The following is a 23186-nucleotide window of genomic DNA, read 5'->3' as shown; positions in this document are numbered from 1 at the left end:
CATAAGGTATTGATATGATAGTCACCACGGCTTAGGTGTGAACCTGAGCCCCTGCTGCCGGCATGCGGATGGTCCGGCGGGGCGTCGAGAAGACTGGTTGAAGGCTGGCGCATGTCAGTCGGAAAGGCGCTGACGATCGCTGACATGATTGCCGAAAGTTCCAGGGCGGAAAAACCACGCCCCATGATCCGGACCTGTTCGATCTGGCGGGCGCTGGAGGTCGTGGGTGACACGCCCACCTTGCTGATCCTCGAGGCGATCTGGTTCGGACAACGCCGGTTTGACAGCATCCGCAAGAATTCCGGCCTGCAGAAGGCCCTGATCTCAAATCGTCTCAAACGCCTCACGGAGGCTGGCCTGCTGCGCAAGCAGGCCTATACGGACTCGCCGCCGCGTTTCAATTATGTCCTGACGGACAAGGGTCTCGGCCTGTACTGGACATCCCTGATGCTGTTGCGCTGGGAGAAGCGTTGGGCGACCGGGAAAAAGGCGGTGGAGCCCCGCCTGACCCACAAGACCTGCGGGCATGTGATGACGCCCGAACCGCTGTGCGGGCATTGCAAGGAAGTGATCAGCGCCCGGGACGTGCTGTGGGAAGAAGGGCCGGGTGTCGGTCTGATGGCGCCAATCTACAGCCGGCGCCGTCAACGTCGCGATGCCGACCAGCCAGCGCGGGAATCCCTTTTGTTCACGGAAGCGGCCGAACTGATGGGAGATCGCTGGGCCGGCCTGATCCTGCGCTCCATCTTCACGCATCTGCGCAAGTTCGATGAAATCCTGAAGGATACGGCCATTGCATCCAACATCCTGTCGGACCGTCTCGGATGGCTTGTGGAAACCGGCATCCTGACGCCGCGCATATATCAGACCAATCCTGAGCGGTTCGAATATCTGCTGACGGAGAAGGGGCTCGATTACTACCCTGTTCTGGTCATGTTGCAGAAATGGGGCGATACCTATTATGCGTCGCCTGAGGGCGCCCCCGTCATCCTGCGGCACAAATTGTGTGGTCATCCATTGGATGCCTATACGGGGTGTTCCGAATGCAAGGAGCCGCTCATGCCTCAGGACGTCTCGTACGAACTTGTCGAAAATTCCGATGCCTGATGGCGGCTTTCTTCGGGATAGCCTATAGACTTTCATAACAAAACCGACAATCTTGCGGCCTGGTCTTTTGTATGACCAGGCAACAGGGAAGTGGGTTTGCATGAGAGAGCGTCAAAAGCCGATCCGGGTCATTCAATGGGCAACAGGGGCAATGGGAAAATCCTGCCTGCGTGCCGTCATCGACAGGGACGATCTCGAACTCGCGGGTCTCTTCGTCTACAGCTCGGACAAGTCTGGCCGCGATGCCGGCAGCATCGCCAACCGTCCCGAGACAGGCGTACTCGCGACGAACAGCATCGAGGATATTCTGGCGATTGATGCGGATGTCGTGATACATGCGGCCCGCCTTGGCGCGACCCATGACAGCCATGACGACGACATCGCGCGGCTTCTCGCATCCGGGAAGAATGTGCTGAGCATCAATGGCAACACGTTTTCCCCGAACTGGCCCGGCGCACGCCGCGACAAACTGGAAGCTGCGTGCCGTGCCGGCAACAGCAGTTTCGGCGGCACTGGACTGAATCCGGGCTTTGCCGCAGAGCGGCTGCTCGTGCTTGCGACCAGTGTGTGTTCGCAGGTCGATCATGTCTCACTCAGCGAAGTTGTCCTGACGGATCAGATTGCGAGCCCCGAATACGTGTTCGATCTGCTCGGCTTCGGCAAGGAAGTCGGTTCCGTGGACATGAACAGCGATGCCTGGGCGCCGGCCCAGACTCTCAATGCCATGTTCGAGGATGTTGTCGCGTCAGTGGCGCATTCACTGGGCTGGAAACTCGACGAGATCCGCCGCATGCACCGCATGCTGCCATCGGGACGGGACCTCGATATCCGGGCCGGGACGATCGCCAGCGGAACAGCAAATCACATAGACTGGCGTTGGAGAGGCATGTCAGGCGGCCGGGAGCGTGTGGCGCTCTCGATTGCATGGGCCATGAATGACGAGCACGTGGCTGAGGGCGACAAGGAATTGTGGCGGTTGAAAGTCTCCGGTGTTCCGGATGTGTCCGTCAGCTTTGGCGTGGAGCGGCCGGAGGGACTGCCGGGACGCACAAGCGCTGAACAATTGGCTGTCGCCGGAAGTGTTGTGAACGCCGTTTCCGCGCTTGTCGATGCAGCGCCCGGATTGATGGTCGCGCCGCTCGCGACGCCGTTTCGAGCCAGCATCGCGGAGTAGCTGTGCACCTGATTGCCAAGCGGTCTGATCCGGAATATAAACTTGCAAAAGCATACTCAGATATGCGTCCACGACAGGGAGAACCAGCATGCAGATCACGCCCCAGGCGCGTCTTGACGATTATCGGGCCAGAGGCTGGTGGGGAGACCGCACCATTGATGATCTGTTGCGAGTGGCGGTTGCCGAATCCGGCGATGAACTGGCGCTGGTCGACCCCTCAAATCGTGAAGCGCTGCTGGGCGATACACCGCAAAGGCTGACATTTTCCGAAGTCGATGCGCGGGTCGACGCCATGGCGCGCGTTTTCACGCATGCCGGAGTTGGTCGCGACGATGTTGTGCTCACGCAGCTTCCGAACATTGTCGAGGGAGTTCTTGCCTTTCTCGCCTGTGCCCGCATCGGGGCCATTCTCAGCCCTGTCGCGATGGCGTTCCGCACGCACGAGTTAACATCCGTTGTTGAACAGCTGCAGCCCGCCCTGATCCTGACAGTGCGCGACTTCCATGGGTGCAACCACGCCCAACTGATGTCGGAATTGTCTGAACGCGGCGTGTATTCCGGGCCTGTGCTTTGTATCGGGGAAGGGCAGCCCTATCCCTCTCTTGCGATGGCCGAAGCCGATGCTGCCGAGGTGGCTTTGCAGACACCTGATCTGCATTCGGGCGAGGTTGCCACGATCTGCTGGACATCCGGAACGGAAGCGGCGCCCAAAGGCGTCCCGCGCCATCATGCGCATTGGGTATTCAATGGCGAGTGCATGGTCGAGGCGGCGATGCTGGAAGCCGGCGACCGAATCCTCAATCCGTTTCCGCTGATCAACATCGCCGCATTCGGTGGCATGGTCATTCCGTGGCTGCTTTGCCGTGGATGCCTGGTCCAGCACCATCCGTTTGATCTGGTCGTTTTCCTGCAGCAATTCCAGGCGGAGAAGATCAACTATACCGTTGCGCCACCCGCCATTCTCACCATGCTGCTCAAAAAGCCCGAGCTGCTCGAAGGCATCGATTTCGGCCAGGTCAAGTGTATCGCGTCCGGGTCCGCTCCCTTGCCGCCTTTCATGGTCAAGGCCTGGCAGGACACATACGGCGTCGCGATCATGAACGTATTCGGGTCGAATGAGGGATGCTCGTTGATTTCGACGCCGGTGGTTGTGGAAGATCCGGAAATGCGGGCAGCGCTTTTCCCGAGGTTCGGTGCCCCCGGACTGAATTGGGCGCTGAACTTTCCGAGCCGCATGCGGACCCGGATCGTGGACCTTGATACAAATGAAGAGATCACGTCTCCCGGTCGCGCAGGAGAACTGCGCATCGACGGTGCGATGGTCTTCGACGGGTATTGGCGCAATCCGGATTTGACGGAAGGCGCATTTGACAGAGACGGTTTCTTTCGGACCGGTGACCTGTTCGAGATTGCCGAAGAGGAGGACGGGCGGTTCTACCGCTTTGTCGGACGGTGCAAGGAAATCATCATTCGTGGGGGTGTGAACATTTCACCCGCGGAACTCGACAGTCTGATTGAGAGCCATCCTGCGGTTCGCGAAGCAGCGTGTGCCGCCTATCCGGATGAGCGTCTGGGGGAGCGTGTCTGCGCCGTCGTTGCCACCCAGCCTGAAGCCGAATTGACGCTGGAGGAACTCGTCGCATTCCTCAAGTCAAAGGATATATCCGTCTACAAATTACCGGAGAAGCTTGTGGTCGTTCCGGGACTGCCGCGCAATCCGCTGGGCAAGGTGGTCCGGCGCGACTTGTCGGGAATCGCTGCCGCCTGATCCATCATGGATTTGCCCGAGAGTTTAACACGTTGGTTTTGTTGAACAATTATTCGGGATGCTAGCAGGGGCAATTAAAACTGATTAAAATCAAAGATATCCATAAAAACTAGTCACTTGCATTGACAAACTAACTAGGCGGGTCTAGCAATTTCTTACGGTCGTTACCGGTCACCAAGACACTGGAACAGGCTGGCAAGGAAATCCCGGAAACTCGGGGTGTGCAATGGGAGGAAGACGGCGATGCGTCGCTTTGGATTGATGAAGACAAGCGCCATCGCGCTTGCCGTGGCAGCGGCGGGGATCGCTGCAAACGCTCAGGAAACAGATGCAGGTACGACGCCGGACGATGGCGCGCAATCGTCTCGAACGCTCGACACGGTGGTGATCACGTCGCAGCGGCGTGAATCCAGCCTGCAGGATGCAGCTGTTGCTGTGTCAGCGGTCACCGGAGAGTCGCTCGAAAAAGACCGGGTGCTGAGCTATTCGGACCTGGCGCGCAGCATCAGCTCGCTCAGCTATACGGAGAACTCTCCGCTCGATCAGGAATTTAATATCCGCGGCATCACCAATACCCGCCTTGATTCCCCCTCTGCCGACCAATCGATCGGTATCTTCATAGACGATGTGTATGTCGGACGTTCCGGTTTGCTGAACTCCGATTTCTTTGATGTTGAGCGCGTCGAGGTCGTCCGCGGTCCTCAAGGCGTGCTGCTCGGGCGGAACGTCGTCGGCGGGGCCATTTCCATCTACACGGCCAAACCGGAGGAAGAATTCGGGGGCGCCTTCAATGCCGAGTTCGGCAATTATGACTCGCGTCTGTTCAACGGACACGTGACCGGCACAATCGCGCAGGATGTCACTGCACGCCTTTCTTTCCAGTCGCGCCAGCATGACGGGTACAACAAGGACCTGACCAACAACCGGGATCTTGACAATCTCGACTCGTTCCAGGCGCGAGCCCAGCTCATGTGGGAACCGTCCGGTGCTGACCTCACGGTCCGAGCAGTCGTGGATTATTCCGACGATGAATCCAATGGTGTCCACCGCGTCGCGATTGATGACCCGGGCGCGCCGGGGCAGGGCCCGTGGAGCACCACACGTGATGCCATCTCCGCCATCCTTCCGGGCGGACTGGATATTCGCGAGAGCCTGCCGCAGAATTATCGCTATAGCGGGGACAATTTCGACCAGGGCCAGGAATTGCGCCGGGAATCCATTGGCTTCACCCTGGACATTGAAAAGGGGCTCGGGGATTTCGCTACGTTCCGGTCGATCACCGGCTATCGGACCGCCAAGGCCTTCAGCATGTATGACCAGACCGGTATCGGCTATCGGAACGGGTTTGGCGTGACACCAACCCCGCTCGCCTTTTCTTTCCCGGTTCTCGAAGATGAAGAGATCGACCAGCTCACCCAGGAGTTCCGTCTCCTGTCAACGGGGGATGGTCCGCTGAACTGGTTGGTCGGTGCCTACCTCCAGGAAGACGATGTCGACAAATTCGACCGCTATCTGGCAGAAGTGCCCCTGACCGTGCTCGGCACATTGTCCGGGGAGTCCCACTGGATCAACAATGGCGAAACGAGCAGCCGGGCCGTGTTCGGACAGGTCGGGTATGAATTCACCGACCAGCTGCGCGGCACGGTCGGCGTCCGCTGGTCCCAGGACAAGAAAACCGGATCGGTGTCCGGCCTGCAGATTCGCACAGGCGACATCTACAATCCGACAGACACAGTCCCGCTGTCGCCGCTGATCACGCCGTTCAATGACGTGGCCTATTCGCAGACCACGGAAGAAGTAACACCTCAGGCGACACTGGAATGGGAGCCGAACGATTCGGTGCTGACATACATCACCTATTCCCATGGCTACAAGGGAGGTGGATTCGAGGATACGCCGGCCAATCCGGCAGCTGCCACCACACCTTATGATCCGGAAACGGTGGAGAATATCGAACTCGGGCTGAAGTTGGACCTGCTGGATGGGCGTGCGCGGCTGAATACCGCCGTGTTCAACATGAAGTACAAGGATCTTCAGGTGACGCAAACCGATGATGGCTGCCTGTGCAACATCACGGACAATGCTGCGGATGCCAAGATCACCGGCATCGAGTCGGAACTTCAATGGGTCGTGACCGATGATTTGCTCGTGTTCGGCGCCGTGACTCTGCTCGAGACCGAGTATGAAGATTTCGTCGACTCCAACGGGCTCGACAATTCCGGCAACGAATTGCAGCGCACGCCGAACTACCAGTTCAATGTCGGCGGTGAATACACGTCGGACTTCATGGGCCATACGGATGCCCTGACCTTGCGCCTGACCTACTCGCATCAGGGCAAGCTCTACTGGTTGCCGGATAATTTCCAGCACGAGGATGCCTATGGCCTGCTCGATGGCCGGATCACGTTTGCGCCTCAGGATGCGGACTGGTCGGTGTCACTGTGGGGCAAGAACATCGCTGACGAGTTCTATCGGACCAATATCGTCGCGTTCCTGGGCGATGAGGTGTCTACGCTTGGTGCGCCCCGCACCTATGGCATCTCGCTCGGCTACAAATTCTAGCGTCCCGGGTCCGGACAGCCCCTTTTGTTCGGACCAGCGGCCCGTGCTCTCCCGCGCGGGCCGCCCTCCCATCCCGCAGACCTGAAAGGACTCGGTATATGAATACCTTCGTCAAACTGGCATTGGCAGGCGCATTGAACGTGTCAGGCTGCCAGAGCACTCATCAAACTATGGAGACACATGTGGCAGCTGAACTGACGCAGGAAGAAGAGAGCATCGCCGTCGCCCAGGAAATGGTGACGGCGTGGAATGAACTGGACGTCGACCGGATCGCGAATCTGTTCGCCCCGGACGCCGTTCTGCATTCCATGATGATCGAACCGATCCACGGACGGGAAACCCTGCGCGAACATCTCGGCAAGCTGCTGGAGCATGCAACCCGGCTGGAGCTGCAATTGAAGACCGTCGCGGCCACGGGCAACACGGTATTCCTTGAGCGCGTCGACGATTTCGACGTCAATGGGCAGCACGGATCGGTGCCGGTCACCGGCGTTCTCGTGATCGAGAACGGCATGGTCTCCGAATGGCGTGAATACTATGACCGCAACGAATTGCTCACGGAAATGGGCGTGATCCAGCCGGAGCAGGATTTGATGGCGGTCGTCACTCAGATCATGGACTCATGGAAGGCGGGCAATATCGATGGCGTGCTGGAACATGTTGCCAATGATGTCCAATACTACTATCGCGTCGGGTCTGCGCCCCTGAACGGGCCGGACGAAATCCGCGCATTCCTTGAAAAATTCGGGTCCGGCATGAGCGACATTCGCTGGCGGATCACGCGCCACGCGCAGGACGGCAACCTGCTCATGGTCGAAGGCGCCGACGACTTTGTCGATGCCAATGGCAATCGTGTACAGATTCCCTATATGGGCATGTTCGAATTCGAGAATGGGAAGATCCGTCTGTGGCGGGACTATTTCAACCCGGCCATCGGCGACATGACCCGCAAGGGAGAGCCTGTGCCGGATCACGTTCAGGCCCTGCTGTCCGAATAGGCGGCAATATCAGGTGTGCCCCGTACCGGCGTGCAAGGCACACACATCCATTCCAGCGTCAGGAGACACCATATGAGCGCGCTCGATCTCGCCAACACATTCAAGAGCCATCTCGAAGCCGGAGACGAGCCAGGTGCGCGCGCCTGTTTCAAGCCCGATGCCGGCATCTGGCACAATTATGACCGGAAGACCCAAACGGTCGACCAGAACATGTCCACTTTCAAGAACATCATCTCGAAGACCCGCAGCCGGACCTATGACATCCAGCGCATGGTGGAGATTCCGGGTGGCTGGATGCAACAGCACATCCTTCGGGTTGAGACCCTTGATGGAAAGACAATCGAGGCCGACGCCATCGCGGTCGTGCTGGTCGAAGACGGCAAGATCGCACGGATCGAGGAATATCTTGATCCGACTCCGCTTGCGTCCCTGCGCTGATATCCGAACCGATGGATCAGTCGCTCGCCGCGCCACGGGAAAGCCGGGGATACGCCAATGGTGTCCTCGTCATCCTGTTCCTCGTTTATGTTCTGAACTTTCTGGATCGGCAGATCCTCGCGATTCTGGCGGAGGACATCAAGGCCGATCTGGGCGTCTCGGATGCGGATCTTGGCTTTCTCTACGGCACGGCCTTCGCCGTGTTCTATGCCACATTCGGCATTCCGCTGGGCCGTCTCGCTGACGCATGGAACCGGACGCAGCTGATCTCGATCGGTCTCGGCTTCTGGAGCCTGATGACCGCCCTGTCCGGCACGGCGCGCGGCTTTGCCTCGCTGGCTGCCTGTCGGTTCGGGGTAGGCATCGGTGAATCCAGCGCCTCTCCCGCCGCGATTTCCCTCCTCTATGACTATTACCCGCCGCATCTGCGAACCACCGTCGTCGCGATATATGCAGGTGGGGTCTATATCGGTCTGGGCTGCGGTCTGTTCTTGGGCGGCTCCATTCTGGATGCCTGGGCTGCGTGGTATCCGGATACCAGCCTTGCCCCGCTTGGCCTGAAGGGCTGGCAGGTGGCCTTCATGGCCGTAGGCCTGCCCGGCATTCTGCTGGCTCTGGTTGTCGCTCGTATTCGGGAGCCGGAACGCGGCCGGTATGATGGCGGCAGCGAGGCCGTCAAAGGATCTCCGTTCAAGGAGGTCTTGGTCTCTCTCGGCAGCATGCTGCCCGTCATCAATCTCGCGCTGCTCCATCGCAACGGCGCCTCCCTGACCCTGATTTTGGTCAATGTTGCCGCGGCCCTCCTGCTTGCCCTTGCCTGCTGGGGGCTGGTGGCGATCACGGGAGATGTGACCCAATGGGTCGCCTTGTCGATTGGCGTGTTCGCGGCGTTTTCCTGGAGTCAGTCCTTCCTGCTCAGGGATCCGGAAGTTTTTCACCTCCTGTTCCGCTCTACCGCGATGATCTGCCTGACAATCTCTGCGGCGGGCATCGTTTTCGTAGGCGTCGCTTTTGCGTTCTGGAGCGTGCCGCTGATCCAGCGCTCCTATGATGTGGCCAGCAGTCAGGTCGGAATGGTGGTCGGCCTGTCTAGTGCCGTATCCGGCTTCTGCGGGATCACGTTTGGCGGGGTACTGGCCGATAGGCTTAGGCGCAAATGGATTCGCGGAAAATTGGTCGTGTATCTCGTCGCTGCGGTTGGCGCGATCCTGTTGTCGACTCTGTTCCTGACATCACATTCGCTCACCATGTCCTATGCGAGCCTGGCTTCCCTGTTTTTCTTCACGGCCATGGCAACGGGACCGGCAATGGCGACGATCAATGATTTGAACGTGCCGCGCGGGCGGGCAACATCCTACGCCTTCTTCACCATGGTCACGACGCTGATCGGCACGGCCATCGGTCCGTACCTGATCGGCCAGATCAGTGACGTCTACACGGCAGCCGGAAACTCGCCGGCGGAAGCCTTGCGACTGGCCATGACATGGTGTCTCATGTTGCCAGTGGCTGGCTTTCTCTTCGGCATTGTCGCCTACATCGTGCTGCCAAGGGACGAAGCGCGCGTTCAGTCTCGCATGCAGGTACGGGCGGCGTGATCGTTCTTTGATCGATAGTCAGCTGGAAGCTTGTGCAGCAGGTGAGGGCCAAGCTCGTCTATCGCGCTCACGCCCATCAGCGTCATGGCCGTCTGCATTTCCATGCGAAACAGGCTGATCAGGTTCGCAACGGCCGATTGCCCGCCAGCGGCGAGGGCATAGATGTATGCCCTGCCGATCATGGCGGCGTCTGCGCCCAGACACAGGGCGCGCACAATGTCCAGCCCGCTGCGTATGCCGGAATCGATCAGAACCTTTGCGCGGCCATCCGCCTTGGCTACAATACCGGGCAGGGCACGTATGCTCGACGGGACGCCGTCCAGCTGCCGACCGCCGTGATTGGAAACGACCAGCCCGTCGGCGCCAAGTCGAATGACGTCGTCCACATCGTCCGGATCCAGAATGCCCTTGATCACCAGTGTTCCTGGCCAGGCGTCCCGGATCCATTCCAAATCGCGCCACGACACTTCCGGATCGAAATTCTTGTTAATCCATCCGATATAATCAGACAGGCTGGTCCGCCTTCCCCGATAGGCCGAGATGTTTCCCAGATCATGGGGCCTCCCGAACAAACCCACCGACACAGCCCATTCCGGATGGGCGATGCTTTGGGCAAATCGCCGGATTGCGGCATGAGGTCCACTCATTCCGGAATGCGCATCGCGATACCGGGCGCCTGGTACCGGCATGTCGACGGTGAAAACCAGGGTTTTCACTCCGGCGGCTTGCGCCCGTTCCAGAGCTGACCGCATGAATTCCCTGTCCTTCAGCACATAGAGCTGGAACCAGATGGGTCGGTTGGTGCCTGCAGACACGTCTTCAAGCGACTTCACGGAAACAGTCGACAGGCTGAAAGGAATGCCTGCTTCTTGCGCCGCGCGTGCGGCCTGCAATTCTCCATGCCTTGCATACAGTCCGGCGAGCCCGACGGGGCACAGGGCGAGCGGCAAGGACAAAGCCTCCCCGAACAGGGTCGCGCCAAGTTTTGGAGCGGTCGTCCCTCTCAGAACGCGCTGTCTCAACTGGATCGACCGGAAGTCCTCCATGTTCCGGCGAAGCGTATGTTCGGCATTTGCGCCACCATCAATGTAATCGAACAGAAAGCGGGGCAGCTTGCGCCGGGCCGCATTTCGGTAGTCGTCCGGAGACGAAATGATCATGACCCAAACCCTCTTGCCCGACGCGACATATGGGCGCGTGCCGCACGATCCTATTATGATCGGTGGCGGTCGGGAAAGGTCTGTCAGGCGAACGTTCCCATCTTTCGGTGGGTTTGGAATACGAGCCTATTTGAAGGCGGGTCCGTCCCGAACACCCATGGCCTTGAAGATCATGGCAGCGGGACAGAACCCGGTGAATGCTGCCTGGAACATGTTCACTCCGGCAAAGGCCGTCAGAAGAAACCAGTAGGGGGACACCCAGTAGCCGAGCGCGAGGCTGGCCAGGACAATGAGCCCGGCGAAGGCAAGTACGGCGCGATCAAGATTCATGGTACAGATCCTTGTGTTGAGTTGGTTCAGGCTGTGGACATGCCGGCACGAACACCGTCTATCCATTGCACGAGCATGGTGGCCTGCATGGCGCCGGACTTGTGATCCAGCTGCTGACCCTGTCTGAAAATGAAAAGGGAGGGGATGCCTCGAATGCGCAAGCGGGCGGCAGAGTCCGGATTGTCTTCAGAGTTCAGTTTGAGGAATCGGAGCTTGCCCTGATAATGTGCGGCGGCAGCTTCGTAGTCTGGTGCCATCATGCGGCAGGGGCCACACCACGGGGCCCACACGTCCAGGACAAAGGCGCCCTCGTCCCTCGCCAGCAGCCGGTCCAGAACCTTGTCCGAAATATCGACTGGCGTGTCGCTGGCCAGCGGAGACTTGCAGGCTCCGCATTGGCCCTCATGCAACTGCTTGTCCGTTGGCACACGGTTCACAGCCGCGCAATGGATGCACACGATATGTCGGGTCGGTGTTGTGGTCATGATTCAGCCTTCAGCTTGTGGGTCTTCAGCAGGCTCAATGCGGCATTCTCGTAAAAGGTTTCCGCCCGTCCCGTGCGCAGCTTGTGCAGGAAATACTTCTCAAAGCCCGCCTTCGCCATGTGCACCCATCCGCCCGAGGCAGACCAGTTGACATTGCGCGGCGGAATTTGCGGCTGGGCTACGAAAGCGACGCCACCATCGCCAAAATCAGCGAGACAGATCGCATTCCAACTGGCCTTGTGCGTTGGGGTTTCTCCCTTGATGAGCTGTGCAATGTTTCGCGCAGTGGCTTCCACCATGGATTCGATCATGAATCCCGTTTTCGGCACACCCACCGGCACAGGCGTTTTTCCCATTGGTGGTATGGCAATGCACACGCCAATGCCGAAGATGTCCGGCCAGGCTGTATTGCGCTGGAATTCGTTGGTCAGAATGAATCCCTTCGGGTTGACCAGGCCCTCGATATCGCGAACCGCTTTCACCCCCCGGAAAGGCGGCAGGAACATGGAGTATTTCGAGGGCAGTTCGACTGACTGCTTTACTGTCCCGTCGTCATTCACTTCCTCGACATGAACCTTGTCAGCCTCGATCCTGGTGACGCGGGCATTCGTGATCCACTTGATGTGACGGTTGCGCATTTCGCTCTCGAGCAATCCCTTCGTGTCGCCGACACCATCCAGCCCGAGATGGCCGATATAGGGCTCCGGCGTGACGAACGTGATGGGCACCCTGTCCCGAATCTTGCGCTTGCGCAGCTCGGTTTCAAGGATCATTGCGGTTTCATAGGCCGGCCCGAAGCAGGAGGCTCCCTGAACGGCGCCAACCACGATCGGTCCGGGATCCAGGCAGAACGCCTCGAATGCGGCAGCTCCCTTTGTTGCATGATCAATGTGGCATACTGAATGTGTGTGACCGTCAGGGCCAAACCCCTCGATTTCGTCGAAGGCGAGTTCGGGGCCCGTGGCGATCACCAGATAGTCATAGTCGACCTGTGTTCCATCAGGCATGCGCACGCATTTTGCGGCTGGATCGACCTTTTCAGCCGTACCGACAATCAGTTCAATGCCACGCTTCTTGAGGGGCTTTGCCAGATCAATCGTGATTTCCTGGCGGTCGCGCCACCCGACCAGAACCCAGGGGTTTGAGGGGACAAACTGGTAGTAGTCTGTCTCGTTGATGATCGAAACCTTGTGCTGGCGGCCCAGCGTCTTATTGATCTCGTAGGCGGCGACCAGGCCGCCAAGCCCTGCGCCAAGTATCACGACATGTGCCATTGCAGTTCCTCCCTCGAATTCTATTGACTATATATTAGAACTTTCGCAAATACGCAATATCACCTATATAGGCGGGGCTGTCGTTGCGCTAAATCAAATCCCCGAGGAAGCGGACACGGCAGGCTGGCAAAGGAGGCTCTTCATGGCAGACAAATACGACCTGACCCCCACGGCAATTCTGGATGATCTGAAAGCGGGCAGGATCCTGCTCGTCGACGTGCGTGAACCGGCGGAATTCGCCAATGAACGCATTCACGGCGCCCTGTTGCACCCGTTGTCGACCTTCGAGCCGAAATCGTTCCCTGTGGACGGCAGTCGGCGCGTGGTGTTCCAGTGCGGCTCCGGCAAGCGGTCGCGCAAGGCGCTCGAAACTTTCCTGAAGGCGACAGGCGCTGACGCCGCCCATATGGCTGGCGGCATCGCGGCGTGGAAGTCGTCTGGCCTGCCCTGCATTCGGCTCGACCCGGCCACAGGGTCTATCGTCGACAATGGAGCCTACTGACATGTTCACGCGCATGCTCGCTGGCCTTGCTGTGGCGGCCGGTCTCGCTGGTATGGGGTCAGCCCAGACGCTGGCCGTACAGGAATCGATCATCACCGACTATCGGCCGGTGGTTGGTCGTATCGAGGCCAGCGACACAGCAATGGCCCGCGCGCGATTGCAGGGCGTGGTGACGCAGCTGACCGTGGATGAGGGGCAGATTGTCAGCGAAGGGGAGGTGATTGCCTTTGTCAGCGACGACACACTGGCGCCTCAAATTAATGCGCTGACGTCCCGGATAGAAGGCCTGTCGGCGCAGGTCCGCCAACAGGAAGAGGATCTGGCCCGCGCGGCAAAACTGCTGGCGGACGGATTTTACCCAAAGGCGCGCTACGATCAGGAAAAGGCTGCGCTCGACGTGGTCCGGGCCAATCGTGTGTCCGCAGAGGAGGAGCGCCGCAGTCTGATGGCTCGCCGTGCAGAGGGAGACATCCGTGCGCCGGTCGATGCGCGCGTGACCGATGTCCTGGTGGTGGAAGGCAGCGTTGTTTCGCCCGGTCAGGTTGTGGCCAATCTGGCAACCCTGGACGGTTTGGTGCGCCTGTCCATGCCGGAGCGACATCTCAGCTTTCTCGAAGAGGGCCGCGAAGTATCGATCCGCCTGCCGGCACGTGACAATGATGTGCGCACCGCGCGGATCGAGAAAGTGTACCCGGCCCTGCGCGACGGTGCGGTGGTGGCAGATGCCGTTGTGGAAGGCGGCCTGAATGCGCTGGTCGGGGAGCGTGCCGACGTTCTTGCCCCTGTGGGCGACCGGCGTGCGATCATCGTGCCGGAAGAATACGTAACCACGCGATACGGTGTGGACTTTGTCCGGGTGAAAGTCGGAGAACGATTCATCGAGGCGCCGGTCGTGCTGGCTGAGCCGCTTGTGTCCACTGGCGTGTACGAAGTCCTGTCCGGCCTGCGCCCGGGCGACATCATCGAATTGCCCGGGGACGAAAACTCATGAAAGCCGACATCTCCGGTGCGATCACTCGGGCCACCATCCGCTCGCCGCTGACGCCGCTTCTCCTGCTGGCCGCCCTGGCGGTTGGCCTTGTGGCCTTGCTGACCATTCCGCGCGAGGAAGAGCCCCAGATTTCGGTGCCCATGGTCGACATTCTCGTCCAGGCGCCCGGCCTGCGGGCCGCCGATGCGGTGGAACAGGTTACCGAGCCGCTGGAGGAAATCGTCAAGGCGATCCCCGACGTCGAGCACGTCTACAGCCAGAGCCGGGATGACGGTGTCATCGTTACGGCACGCTTCATGGTCGGAACAGATTCGGACGACGCGATCCTGCGCATCCACGAAAAGATCCGGGCCAATATCGACCGGATCCCGCCCGAAGTGGAGATGCCACAAGTGATCGGGCGCGGCATTGATGATGTGCCCATCGTGACGCTGACCTTCTCGCCGGAACCCTGGACCGGAGAAGTCTGGAACGACACCAGCCTGCGCATGCTGGCCGATGAAGTCCTGAAGGAACTCGTCAAGGTGGGAGATGTCGGCCTCACCGATGTCATAGGCGGCCGCTCGCTCGAATTGCGGATCGAGCCGGACATTGAGGCGCTGTCGGCCTATGGCGTGTCGCTGCAGTCGCTGGTCAGCGCCACCGCGCAAGCCGTCCAGGCCCGACCCATCGGAACGGCGCGCGGCTCAGGAGATTCCATCATCATTCAGGCCGGGGACCGGATCGAGGGAATCGGAGATCTCGAACGGCTTGAGATCCAGGCTCCCGATGGCCGCAAGGTCTATCTGTCTGACCTTGCACGGGTTCGCGTCGCAGGCATTGAAACCGAAGCCCGCGCCTGGACGCTTGAGCGGCGCCAGGGCCGCGATGGCTTCGAGACCCTGCCTGCCGTGACCCTGTCACTCGCAAAGCGCCCGGGTGCCAATGCCGTGGTCGTCGCCGACCAGATCCTGGAACGGCTGGAGCTTCTGGAACGGGAACTGATCCCCGAAGGCGTCCATATCGCCGTGACGCGCAATTATGGCGAGACAGCCAATCACAAGGCCAATGAACTCCTGTTCCATCTCGGACTTGCGACCGTCTCCATTGTCATTCTGATTGCGTTCGCCATTGGATGGCGAGAAGCCCTGGTCACTCTGATTGTCATCCCCACCACAATCCTGTTGACTTTGTTTGCCTCTCTCATGATGGGCTACACCATCAACCGAGTCAGCCTGTTTGCCCTGATCTTCTCGATCGGTATCCTGGTCGACGACGCGATTGTCATCATCGAGAACATTGCGCGCCATTGGGCGATGCGCGATGGCCGTCCGCGCGTACAGGCCGCCATCGAAGCGGTTGCCGAAGTGGGCAATCCGACCATCGTGGCCACCTTGACGGTCATCGCCGCCCTGTTGCCCATGATGTTCGTGTCCGGCCTGATGGGCCCCTATATGGCGCCCATTCCGGCAAATGCGTCCGCGGCCATGCTGTTCTCCTTCTTCGTCGCTGTCGGGATTGCGCCCTGGCTGCTCATGAAGATCGCCGGCAAGGCGCCCATGCACGAACATGCTGCAGACGAGGAGACGCGCCTCGGGCGGTTCTACCGGTCCATGGCCGGGCCCATCGTCGAGAGCCGGCGGAATGCGTGGATTTTCCTCGCCATCGTTGGCGTCGCGACACTGGCGTCGCTCACCCTGTTCGCCACCAAATCGGTTACAGTGAAACTGCTGCCCTTCGACAACAAGTCGGAAATCCAGATCGTGCTGGACATGCCGGAAGGCACCGCGCTTGAAGAAACCGAACGTACGCTCTTCGCTCTCGCAGCGGCGATGGACTCAGTCGAGGAAGTGGAATCGATCCAGGCCTATGCAGGTACAGCCGCGCCATTCAACTTCAACGGCCTGGTGCGCCACTATTTCCTGCGGGCGGCGCCGGAGCTTGGCGATCTCCAGGTCAATCTTCTGGAAAAGAGCCATCGCAATCGATCCAGCCACGACATCGCGCTGGCCCTGCGACACCTCCTTTCAGGTGTTCCGTTGCCGGAGGGCGCGAGCGTCAAAGTGGTGGAGGTTCCCCCCGGGCCTCCGGTCCTGTCGACACTCCTGGCCGAGATCTACGGACCGGATGCGGAAAGCCGACGCAAGACTGCTGACATAGTCGAGCAATTGTTCCGCGAAACCGAGTTCATTGTTGATGTCGACAATTCCTTTGGTGGCCCGCAACCGCGCATGGTGCTTTCGGTCAACGAGGCGCTCGCGGCGGACCAGGGCGTGGCTGAACAGGATGTGCTGGATTCGCTGGCGCTGATCTATTCGGGCCAGATCGTGGGCGTCACGCCGCGTGGGGCCGGGCGGGACCCGCTGCCTGTGTCGGTGCGTCTGCCGAAATCGGCGCAAGTCTGGTCGGAACGGACCGCCAGCCTTCCGGTGCCCCGTCAGTCCGGTGCAGGGGCACAGCCCGTCGAGTTGGGAACGCTGGTCAATACCCGCATGGAATCCGGTTCTGCGGTGATCTTTCGTCGTGATGGCTATTTCGCCGACATGGTCATGGGCGAACTGGCGGGCCGGTTCGAGGCCCCGATCTACGGGATGATGGAAATCCAGGATCGGGTCGAGGCGTTCGATTGGGCCGCTGCAGGGCTGGAGCAACCGGCCATCCGCCTGTACGGCCAGCCGGCAGACGAAACGGTGCCGTCCCTGTTGTGGGATGGAGAATGGGAAATCACCTATGTCACCTTCCGGGACATGGGCATGGCGTTCGGGGTTGCCCTCATCGCGATCTATATTCTCGTCGTCGCGCAATTCGGCACATTCCGCACGCCGCTGGTCATCCTGACGCCGGTGCCGCTTACCCTGATTGGCATCATGATCGGTCATTGGCTGTTTGGTGCCGCCTTCACCGCGACATCCATGATCGGCTTCATCGCCCTGGCAGGTATTATTGTACGAAACTCCATCCTTCTGGTGGACTTCGTGCGGCACGGCCAATTCGCCGACCAGCCCCTGAAGGAGGTCCTGCTGGAGGCGGGAGCGATCCGCTTCAAGCCAATTCTGCTGACGGCGTTGGCCGCGATGATCGGTGCTGCCGTGATCCTGACTGATCCGATCTTCCAGGGACTCGCCATTTCCCTCCTGTTCGGTCTGGCCTCATCAACAGCGCTCACCGTTCTGGTCATTCCTGCCATCTATGTGGCGCTGAAGGGGCCGGACTGGCGCGCAGCGCCTGTTGGGGAGGCGGAGGGCGCCACCGAAATGTCGGCTGAAGCCATGCAGACATGAACAAGTCGCGCGCCCGTTCCGCCTCCGGCCGACCTTTTCTTGCCCTGTCCGGCAAGATGGAGACGGCGTGCGACACGCTGCGGGCGATGTCTCATGAGACGCGGCTCAAGATTTTGTGCCTGCTGGACGAGGGAGAAATGCCGGTGAACCGGATAGCCGATGCGGTGGATCAGTCCGTGTCGACCGTATCCCAGCATCTATCCAAACTGCGCAGTGCCGATCTGGTGACCTCCCGCAGGGACGGGCAGACGATCCTGTACGCGTCGTCCCGCGGCATCGGCTCCGCCGTGATCCAGACCTTGTGCGGGTACTACAAATTGCCTGCGCGCGACGATTGATCGCCAACAGTGCGACTTGCTGTGAGGTCTGCTCAGTGAGCGGACCGGCTGGCGAGCGCCAGCTTTTCGAGCACTTCCTGCGGGTCGGAAGACTTCTCGACAACATCGAGAAAGCCCGCTTCAATCGCCCTGTCCCTAAGTGTCGGGGAGTAATAGCCCGTGATCAGCACGGCGGGTGTGTGGTCTCCAGCCAAGCGCATCTTCTCCAGCAATTCGACGCCGTTGAAGCGGGGCAGTTTGTAGTCGATCAAGAGGCAGTCGACCTGAAGGGCTGGCTGGTTGGTGAGGATTTCCATGCCGTTTCGGTAGGAGTCGACCGAGAACCCTCGCGACCGCAACAGCATCATGAGTGAGTAGCGCACCTCTTCATCATCTTCGACGAGGGCAACCCTCAGCATGCTGGGCTGGGGAACGGGTTCACGCATGTATCGACTATCCTGAGATTGGGCCAACCTCACCTCTACGCGTCCGCCCCCAAGGCGTCCCTACGTAGACTTACCTAGGCAGTCGTGTTGCGGCCGCGCTCGGCTTCGAACGCAATGCGAAGCGCGGCAGACAGGCTGTCGGCTTCCAGCTTTTCCATCAGGTTCGCGCGGTGAATTTCCACCGTTCGCGGGGAAATCGACAGGGCATCGGCAATCGCCTTGTTGGTCATCCCCTCGACCAGGCAATCCAGAACTTCGGTCTCGCGCGATGTCAGGCGGGTCAGCTTCGCGATGGCGTCGTTCTTCAGGCCGGTTTGCGCCTCAGCATCCGCCAGGCGACTGAAACCGGTTTCGATGGCTTCCAGCAATGCTTTCTTTTCATAGGGCTTTTCCAGGAATTCGATCGCGCCATTCTTCATGGCCTGGACTGCTACAGAGACGTCGCCATGTCCGGTCAGCACGATGATCGGCATTGTGTTGCCGCGTTCCTGAAGGGCGGTCTGCACCGCCAGTCCGTCCATCACCGGCATGCGCACATCCAGCAGGATACAGGCAGAATCGTTTGGCGCATATTCGTCCAGAAAGGTCACGCCGTCCGGGAAGGTTTTGACGGTATATCCCGCATGGCGCAGCATGAAACTGGCGGAATGCCGAATGGCATCATCATCATCTACGAGAAAGACGGTCTTGGTCATCTGCTTGCTCACTCCGTCACTTCTATGGCGGTTCTCAGCGTAAACGTAAAGGCGGCGCCGGCGCCCGGTTGGGAACTGACCTCGATGGTGCTGCCATGGGCTTCGATGATGGTCTGGCAGATCGACAGGCCCAGTCCCATGCCGTTTGCTTTCGTGGTCTGGAAGGCGTCGAACGGGGAATGAATCAATTCCTCCGACAGGCCCGGCCCATTGTCCCGTACCTGAATGGCGGTTTCGCCATCAGCGTGCCGTGTGTGAATCCAGATTTGCGGCGTTTCGGTCTCCGACAGGGCTTCAATGGCGTTTCGGATCAAGTTGGCAAACACCTGGCGCAATTGCAGGCGATCCGCCAGCACACGCACTTCCGGATCCTCCATCCGGACCACCACGCGGGCCAGTGGGCCGTCAATGCCGACCTTGGCTATTGTGACCGCATCGTCGATCACGGCCTTCAGGTCCACCGGCCGCAGATCCAGTTCCCCGCGCGAGACATAGTCGCGCAGGCGACGCACGATCTGGCCGGCGCGGATGGATTGTTCGGCTGCGGCGGTCAGGGCTTCCTGCACCATAGCCAAATCATCTGCACTCGGCGCGTCCAGCATGTCGCGGGCCGCTTCCAGATAGTTCGCCACGGCGGTCAGGGGCTGGTTCAGTTCGTGTGCCATGGCAGAGGCCATTGTGCCCACAGCGCTCAGCCGGGAAAAATTCCCGATCTCGGCCTGCAACTCGCTGATCCGGTGAATGTTGGCCTGGCGCTCCGTGATGTCCCGGATGAAGCCGGTAAACAGCTTGCGGTCGCCGATGGCGGCTTCCCCGATCTTCAGTTCAACCGGAATGGAGTCGCCATTGGCCAGGCGCGCCTCGACGATTCGGCCAATGCCGATGATCTGGCGTTCGCCGGTGACGAGGTAATTGCGGATATACTGGTCGTGATGAACCCGGTCCGTTTCGGTCATCAGGCAGTTGATATTCTTGCCCACAACGTCTGACGCCTTGTATCCGAACAGTGTCTCCGCAGCCAGGCTGAACGCCATGATCACACCGGAATCGTCGATCACGATCATCGCGTCCGGTACCGACCGGAGAATGGACGTCAGAATCGATTGAAGCGAATCCGAATCCTGAAAATCGGAAGTATCAACGCGCCAGAGGTCGGACAGTGGATCGGCCATGCTCGATCCACTGTAATGGTGGCCGCGCATTTAGGAAAGCCGGATCCGCACGGCCTCTCTCTTCCGGTGAATCTGTTGTGCCAGCAACAGGGTCAGGCCGGCTGAGCCCGCCAGTGCGGCATAACATCCCCAACAGTGCAGCCACGGTGTCGATGCCCCTTCCAGCGGAACTTCGACACTGCCGCCGAGGCAGGTGGGAATCAGCAATACCGATTGCGAGGCGGCCTGCGTCGCCATCTTGGCAAGGCCTGCCACGAGCAGGGCTGCAGAAGCGGAAAGAAACATCAAACGGTTCACGGTCATGACCCTCCAGATTTCGGCACCGGAATAGAGGAGGGGGACGAACTGACCCATAGGGGAAACTCCCTATACGCTGGCGCAGGGGTTCACCGTAATCAGGCCGAAGACGCAAGAACCGCGGACTTTTGCGGAAGGGGCCGAAAGAAATGATACCTAAAACCATCTCAACCAATTCCAGCAGCGGGAGCATTGCCACTGTCTCTGCGCTGGTCGCGATCTTCGGGGTGCTGGCCCTGATCATCGCGGGACGTACCATTGATCCTGCCATGGGCGTACAGGCGATGACCTTTATCGCCATGGTGTCGGCCTTCCTGATCGGAACCGGCATGTGGGCGGGCAATCTCATTGACCGCAACCCATTTGACGAGACGCGCTATGAAGACACGCTGGTCAAGTATGGCGTGTTCGCATCCATGTTCTGGGGCATTGCCGGCCTCCTGGTCGGGGTGGTTATCGCGCTGCAGTTGACCTTCCCCAATCTCTTCTACTTTCCCGAATGGGGCTGGACGAATTTCGGCCGCCTGAGACCGCTGCACACCAGTGCGGTGATCTTTGCGTTCGGGGGCAATGTGCTTCTCGCGACCAGTTTCTATGTCGTGCAGCGCACCTGCCGTACCCGGATCGCTGGTGGCATGTGGCCCTGGTTTGTATTCTGGGGATATCAGATGTTCATCGTGCTCGCCGCGACGGGCTATCTGCTCGGTGTGACGCAGTCGAAGGAATATGCAGAGCCGGAATGGTATGTGGACCTCTGGCTGACCATTGTCTGGGTTGCCTACCTTCTGGTCTTCCTTGGCACGCTGTGGAAGCGCAAGGAGCCGCACATCTATGTGGCCAACTGGTTCTACCTGTCCTTCATCGTCACCATTGCGATGCTCCACATCGTCAACAACCTTTCCATTCCGGTCAGCTGGACCGGGACGAAATCCGTGCAGGTCTTCGCTGGGGTTCAGGATGCGATGACGCAATGGTGGTACGGTCACAACGCCGTGGGCTTCTTCCTGACCACCGGCTTCCTGGCCATCATGTATTATTTCATTCCGAAGCGCGTGAACCGGCCGGTCTATTCCTACCGTCTGTCGATCGTCCACTTCTGGAGCCTGATCTTCATCTATATCTGGGCAGGTCCGCACCACCTCCATTACACGGCCCTGCCGCAATGGGCGCAGACGCTCGGCATGACCTTCTCGGTGATGCTGTGGATGCCCAGCTGGGGCGGCATGATCAATGGCGTCATGACCCTGTCGGGGGCTTGGGACAAGCTGCGCACCGACCCGGTCGTCCGGATGATGGTGGTCTCTCTCGCCTTTTACGGCATGGCGACCTTTGAGGGGCCGCTGATGTCCGTGCGGGCTGTGAACTCGCTGAGCCACTATACCGAATGGGGCATCGGCCACGTCCACTCCGGTGCGCTCGGCTGGGTTGGTTATATCAGCTTCGGCGCGCTCTATTGCCTCGTGCCATGGCTCTACAAGAAGAAGGCGCTGTTCTCTAAATCGCTCGTCGAATGGCACTTCTGGATCTCCACGATCGGCATCCTGTTCTACATGATCTCCATGTGGTTCGCCGGGATCATGGAAGGCCTGATGTGGCGTGCCTACAATGAATACGGCTTCCTCGAATACAGCTTCGTGGAGACCGTCGAGGCCAAGCACATCAGCTACATGATCCGTGCGCTGGGTGGCATGCTCTACTTCAGCGGCGCCCTGATCATGGCCTACAACCTCGTGCGCACAGCGCTGGGCCATGGCGCCGCAGAGCCGGTCGATGCCAAGCCCGACCCCTACGCAACCCCCGAACCGCGCACGACGCTGGTTCCCGCTGAATAGGAGCGTATCCATGAGCATCATGAACAAGCATGGATTGCTGGAGCGGCACTCGCTGCTCCTCACCATCGGCATCCTCGTCGTCGTCTCGATTGGCGGCCTGATCCAGATGGCGCCCCTGGCCTATATGGACAACACGATCGAGAAGGTGGACGGGATGCGTCCCTACACGCCGCTCGAGCTGATGGGCCGGGACATCTATGTCCGCGAGGGCTGCTATGTCTGCCACAGCCAGATGGTCCGCCCGCTGCGGGACGAGGTCGAACGCTATGGCCACTACTCGCTCGCCGCCGAGAGCATGTACGATCACCCCTTCCAGTGGGGGTCGAAACGGACCGGGCCGGACCTGGCCCGTGTTGGCGGCAAGTATTCTGCCGAATGGCAGGTGGACCACCTCAAGGACCCGCGGGCCCTGGTGCCTGAAAGCGTCATGCCGCCTTACGCCTTCCTGGCGGAAAAGAAGCTGAATTTCGACCGGATCGAAGAGCGCCTCCGGACCGAACGCATGCTTGGAGTACCCTATACGGATGAAATGATCGAGAATGCCGAGGGGCATCTCTACGCTCAGGCCGACCCGGACGAGAAGGGGTATGACTATCTCGACAGTCTGCTGGAGCAGTATGACGCTGCCTCCGGCCGCGAGGGCACGGTGGAGTTTCGTGATTATGATGGAGATCCGCGCCGCATCACCGAAATGGATGCCATCGTGGCCTATCTCCAGATGACCGGCACACTGGTCGATTTCTCGACCTATCAGGCCGACGATCTCGACAATCGGCGCTAGGG

21 protein-coding genes are annotated in these 23186 nt (G+C 59.8%); 13 read left to right on the top strand and 8 right to left on the bottom strand.

The window, feature by feature from the left end; translation table 11 throughout:
• Positions 1-111 precede the first annotated feature (111 nt).
• The 7 genes from HF955_RS17390 to HF955_RS17360 all read left to right on the top strand — a co-directional run bounded on the left by HF955_RS17390 (position 112) and on the right by HF955_RS17360 (position 9642).
• Positions 112-1107 (top strand): helix-turn-helix domain-containing protein, encoded by a 996-nt coding sequence (locus HF955_RS17390; protein ID WP_291076886.1) that lies wholly within the window; start codon positions 112-114, stop codon positions 1105-1107.
• A 100-nt stretch (positions 1108-1207) separates the two neighbouring features.
• The gene (locus HF955_RS17385) at positions 1208-2281 is read left to right on the top strand and encodes a hypothetical protein (protein ID WP_291076885.1); all 1074 of its coding nucleotides are present in this window, start codon (positions 1208-1210) and stop codon (positions 2279-2281) included.
• An 88-nt stretch (positions 2282-2369) separates the two neighbouring features.
• Positions 2370-4049 (top strand): class I adenylate-forming enzyme family protein, encoded by a 1680-nt coding sequence (locus tag HF955_RS17380; protein WP_291076884.1) that lies wholly within the window; start codon positions 2370-2372, stop codon positions 4047-4049.
• A 243-nt stretch (positions 4050-4292) separates the two neighbouring features.
• Positions 4293-6611 carry a TonB-dependent receptor gene (locus tag HF955_RS17375; protein ID WP_291076883.1) on the top strand — a complete coding sequence of 773 codons (2319 nt, stop codon included), beginning with the start codon at positions 4293-4295 and terminating at the stop codon, positions 6609-6611.
• Positions 6612-6793: 182 nt separating this feature from the next.
• Positions 6794-7609 (top strand): nuclear transport factor 2 family protein, encoded by an 816-nt coding sequence (locus HF955_RS17370; protein WP_291076882.1) that lies wholly within the window; start codon positions 6794-6796, stop codon positions 7607-7609.
• Between the two features lie 72 nt (positions 7610-7681).
• Positions 7682-8047 (top strand): nuclear transport factor 2 family protein, encoded by a 366-nt coding sequence (locus HF955_RS17365; RefSeq protein WP_291076881.1) that lies wholly within the window; start codon positions 7682-7684, stop codon positions 8045-8047.
• Positions 8048-8058: 11 nt separating this feature from the next.
• Positions 8059-9642: an MFS transporter gene (locus tag HF955_RS17360; RefSeq protein ID WP_291076880.1), complete on the top strand. Its 1584-nt coding sequence runs from the start codon at positions 8059-8061 to the stop codon at positions 9640-9642.
• Here the strand turns inward: HF955_RS17360 and lldD are convergent.
• The 4 genes from lldD to HF955_RS17340 form a co-directional block, all read right to left on the bottom strand.
• Positions 9612-10802, bottom strand: a complete 1191-nt coding sequence (gene lldD / locus HF955_RS17355; protein ID WP_291076879.1) for an FMN-dependent L-lactate dehydrogenase LldD — start codon at positions 10800-10802, stop codon at positions 9612-9614. The genes HF955_RS17360 and lldD overlap by 31 nt on opposite strands.
• A 126-nt stretch (positions 10803-10928) precedes the next feature.
• Positions 10929-11132, bottom strand: a complete 204-nt coding sequence (locus HF955_RS17350) for a DUF2892 domain-containing protein (RefSeq protein ID WP_027836366.1) — start codon at positions 11130-11132, stop codon at positions 10929-10931.
• A gap of 26 nt (positions 11133-11158) precedes the next feature.
• The gene (gene trxC / locus HF955_RS17345; RefSeq protein ID WP_253065528.1) at positions 11159-11617 is read right to left on the bottom strand and encodes a thioredoxin TrxC; all 459 of its coding nucleotides are present in this window, start codon (positions 11615-11617) and stop codon (positions 11159-11161) included.
• The gene (locus HF955_RS17340; RefSeq protein ID WP_291076878.1) at positions 11614-12891 is read right to left on the bottom strand and encodes an FAD/NAD(P)-binding oxidoreductase; all 1278 of its coding nucleotides are present in this window, start codon (positions 12889-12891) and stop codon (positions 11614-11616) included. The genes trxC and HF955_RS17340 overlap by 4 nt, the downstream gene beginning before the upstream one ends.
• Positions 12892-13033: 142 nt before the next feature.
• Here HF955_RS17340 and HF955_RS17335 point away from each other — a divergent pair, with 142 nt between their 5' ends.
• The 4 genes from HF955_RS17335 to HF955_RS17320 are packed head-to-tail and all read left to right on the top strand — an operon-like array spanning position 13034 to position 17982.
• Positions 13034-13393 (top strand): rhodanese-like domain-containing protein, encoded by a 360-nt coding sequence (locus HF955_RS17335; protein ID WP_291076877.1) that lies wholly within the window; start codon positions 13034-13036, stop codon positions 13391-13393.
• 1 nt (position 13394) lies between these two features.
• Positions 13395-14384: an efflux RND transporter periplasmic adaptor subunit gene (locus HF955_RS17330; RefSeq protein WP_291076876.1), complete on the top strand. Its 990-nt coding sequence runs from the start codon at positions 13395-13397 to the stop codon at positions 14382-14384.
• Positions 14381-17644: an efflux RND transporter permease subunit gene (locus HF955_RS17325; protein WP_291076875.1), complete on the top strand. Its 3264-nt coding sequence runs from the start codon at positions 14381-14383 to the stop codon at positions 17642-17644. The genes HF955_RS17330 and HF955_RS17325 overlap by 4 nt, the downstream gene beginning before the upstream one ends.
• Positions 17641-17982, top strand: a complete 342-nt coding sequence (locus HF955_RS17320; protein ID WP_291076874.1) for a metalloregulator ArsR/SmtB family transcription factor — start codon at positions 17641-17643, stop codon at positions 17980-17982. Before HF955_RS17325 ends, HF955_RS17320 begins: the two co-directional genes overlap by 4 nt.
• Before the next feature lie 32 nt (positions 17983-18014).
• Here HF955_RS17320 and HF955_RS17315 read toward each other — a convergent pair whose 3' ends face one another.
• The 4 genes from HF955_RS17315 to HF955_RS17300 form a co-directional block, all read right to left on the bottom strand.
• On the bottom strand, positions 18015-18407 hold the full coding sequence (locus HF955_RS17315) for a response regulator (RefSeq protein WP_036260097.1): 393 nt from the start codon (positions 18405-18407) through the stop codon (positions 18015-18017).
• 74 nt (positions 18408-18481) lie between these two features.
• Positions 18482-19102, bottom strand: a complete 621-nt coding sequence (locus HF955_RS17310; protein ID WP_036260307.1) for a response regulator — start codon at positions 19100-19102, stop codon at positions 18482-18484.
• An 8-nt stretch (positions 19103-19110) separates the two neighbouring features.
• Complete coding sequence (locus HF955_RS17305; RefSeq protein WP_291076873.1) at positions 19111-20274, bottom strand: PAS domain-containing sensor histidine kinase; 1164 nt, start codon at positions 20272-20274, stop codon at positions 19111-19113.
• 30 nt (positions 20275-20304) lie between these two features.
• Positions 20305-20628, bottom strand: a complete 324-nt coding sequence (locus tag HF955_RS17300; RefSeq protein WP_291076872.1) for a hypothetical protein — start codon at positions 20626-20628, stop codon at positions 20305-20307.
• 92 nt (positions 20629-20720) lie between these two features.
• Between HF955_RS17300 and ccoN the strand changes: the two genes are divergently transcribed.
• Together ccoN and ccoO are read left to right on the top strand one after the other, a co-directional pair.
• Entirely contained in the window at positions 20721-22403 is a 1683-nt protein-coding gene (gene ccoN, locus HF955_RS17295) for a cytochrome-c oxidase, cbb3-type subunit I (RefSeq protein WP_291076871.1), read from the top strand.
• 10 nt (positions 22404-22413) lie between these two features.
• Complete coding sequence (gene ccoO / locus HF955_RS17290) at positions 22414-23184, top strand: cytochrome-c oxidase, cbb3-type subunit II (RefSeq protein WP_291076870.1); 771 nt, start codon at positions 22414-22416, stop codon at positions 23182-23184.
• The last annotated feature ends 2 nt before the right edge of the window (positions 23185-23186 follow it).

The organism is Hyphomonas sp. (assembly GCF_017792385.1).
Taxonomy (GTDB): domain Bacteria; phylum Pseudomonadota; class Alphaproteobacteria; order Caulobacterales; family Hyphomonadaceae; genus Hyphomonas.
Note: the sequence above shows the minus strand (reverse complement) of the source record. Positions and strands in the feature narration are given on the sequence as shown.

Coding starts and splice junctions, on each gene's coding strand:
- HF955_RS17390 (WP_291076886.1), top strand. CDS start 112: ATGTCAGTCGGAAAGGCGCTGACGATCGCTGACATGATTGCCGAAAGT.
- HF955_RS17385 (WP_291076885.1), top strand. CDS start 1,208: ATGAGAGAGCGTCAAAAGCCGATCCGGGTCATTCAATGGGCAACAGGG.
- HF955_RS17380 (WP_291076884.1), top strand. CDS start 2,370: ATGCAGATCACGCCCCAGGCGCGTCTTGACGATTATCGGGCCAGAGGC.
- HF955_RS17375 (WP_291076883.1), top strand. CDS start 4,293: ATGCGTCGCTTTGGATTGATGAAGACAAGCGCCATCGCGCTTGCCGTG.
- HF955_RS17365 (WP_291076881.1), top strand. CDS start 7,682: ATGAGCGCGCTCGATCTCGCCAACACATTCAAGAGCCATCTCGAAGCC.
- HF955_RS17360 (WP_291076880.1), top strand. CDS start 8,059: ATGGATCAGTCGCTCGCCGCGCCACGGGAAAGCCGGGGATACGCCAAT.
- lldD (WP_291076879.1), bottom strand. CDS start 10,802: ATGATCATTTCGTCTCCGGACGACTACCGAAATGCGGCCCGGCGCAAG.
- HF955_RS17350 (WP_027836366.1), bottom strand. CDS start 11,132: ATGAATCTTGATCGCGCCGTACTTGCCTTCGCCGGGCTCATTGTCCTG.
- trxC (WP_253065528.1), bottom strand. CDS start 11,617: ATGACCACAACACCGACCCGACATATCGTGTGCATCCATTGCGCGGCT.
- HF955_RS17340 (WP_291076878.1), bottom strand. CDS start 12,891: ATGGCACATGTCGTGATACTTGGCGCAGGGCTTGGCGGCCTGGTCGCC.
- HF955_RS17335 (WP_291076877.1), top strand. CDS start 13,034: ATGGCAGACAAATACGACCTGACCCCCACGGCAATTCTGGATGATCTG.
- HF955_RS17330 (WP_291076876.1), top strand. CDS start 13,395: ATGTTCACGCGCATGCTCGCTGGCCTTGCTGTGGCGGCCGGTCTCGCT.
- HF955_RS17325 (WP_291076875.1), top strand. CDS start 14,381: ATGAAAGCCGACATCTCCGGTGCGATCACTCGGGCCACCATCCGCTCG.
- HF955_RS17320 (WP_291076874.1), top strand. CDS start 17,641: ATGAACAAGTCGCGCGCCCGTTCCGCCTCCGGCCGACCTTTTCTTGCC.
- HF955_RS17315 (WP_036260097.1), bottom strand. CDS start 18,407: ATGCGTGAACCCGTTCCCCAGCCCAGCATGCTGAGGGTTGCCCTCGTC.
- HF955_RS17310 (WP_036260307.1), bottom strand. CDS start 19,102: ATGACCAAGACCGTCTTTCTCGTAGATGATGATGATGCCATTCGGCAT.
- HF955_RS17305 (WP_291076873.1), bottom strand. CDS start 20,274: ATGGCCGATCCACTGTCCGACCTCTGGCGCGTTGATACTTCCGATTTT.
- HF955_RS17300 (WP_291076872.1), bottom strand. CDS start 20,628: ATGGGTCAGTTCGTCCCCCTCCTCTATTCCGGTGCCGAAATCTGGAGG.
- ccoN (WP_291076871.1), top strand. CDS start 20,721: ATGATACCTAAAACCATCTCAACCAATTCCAGCAGCGGGAGCATTGCC.
- ccoO (WP_291076870.1), top strand. CDS start 22,414: ATGAGCATCATGAACAAGCATGGATTGCTGGAGCGGCACTCGCTGCTC.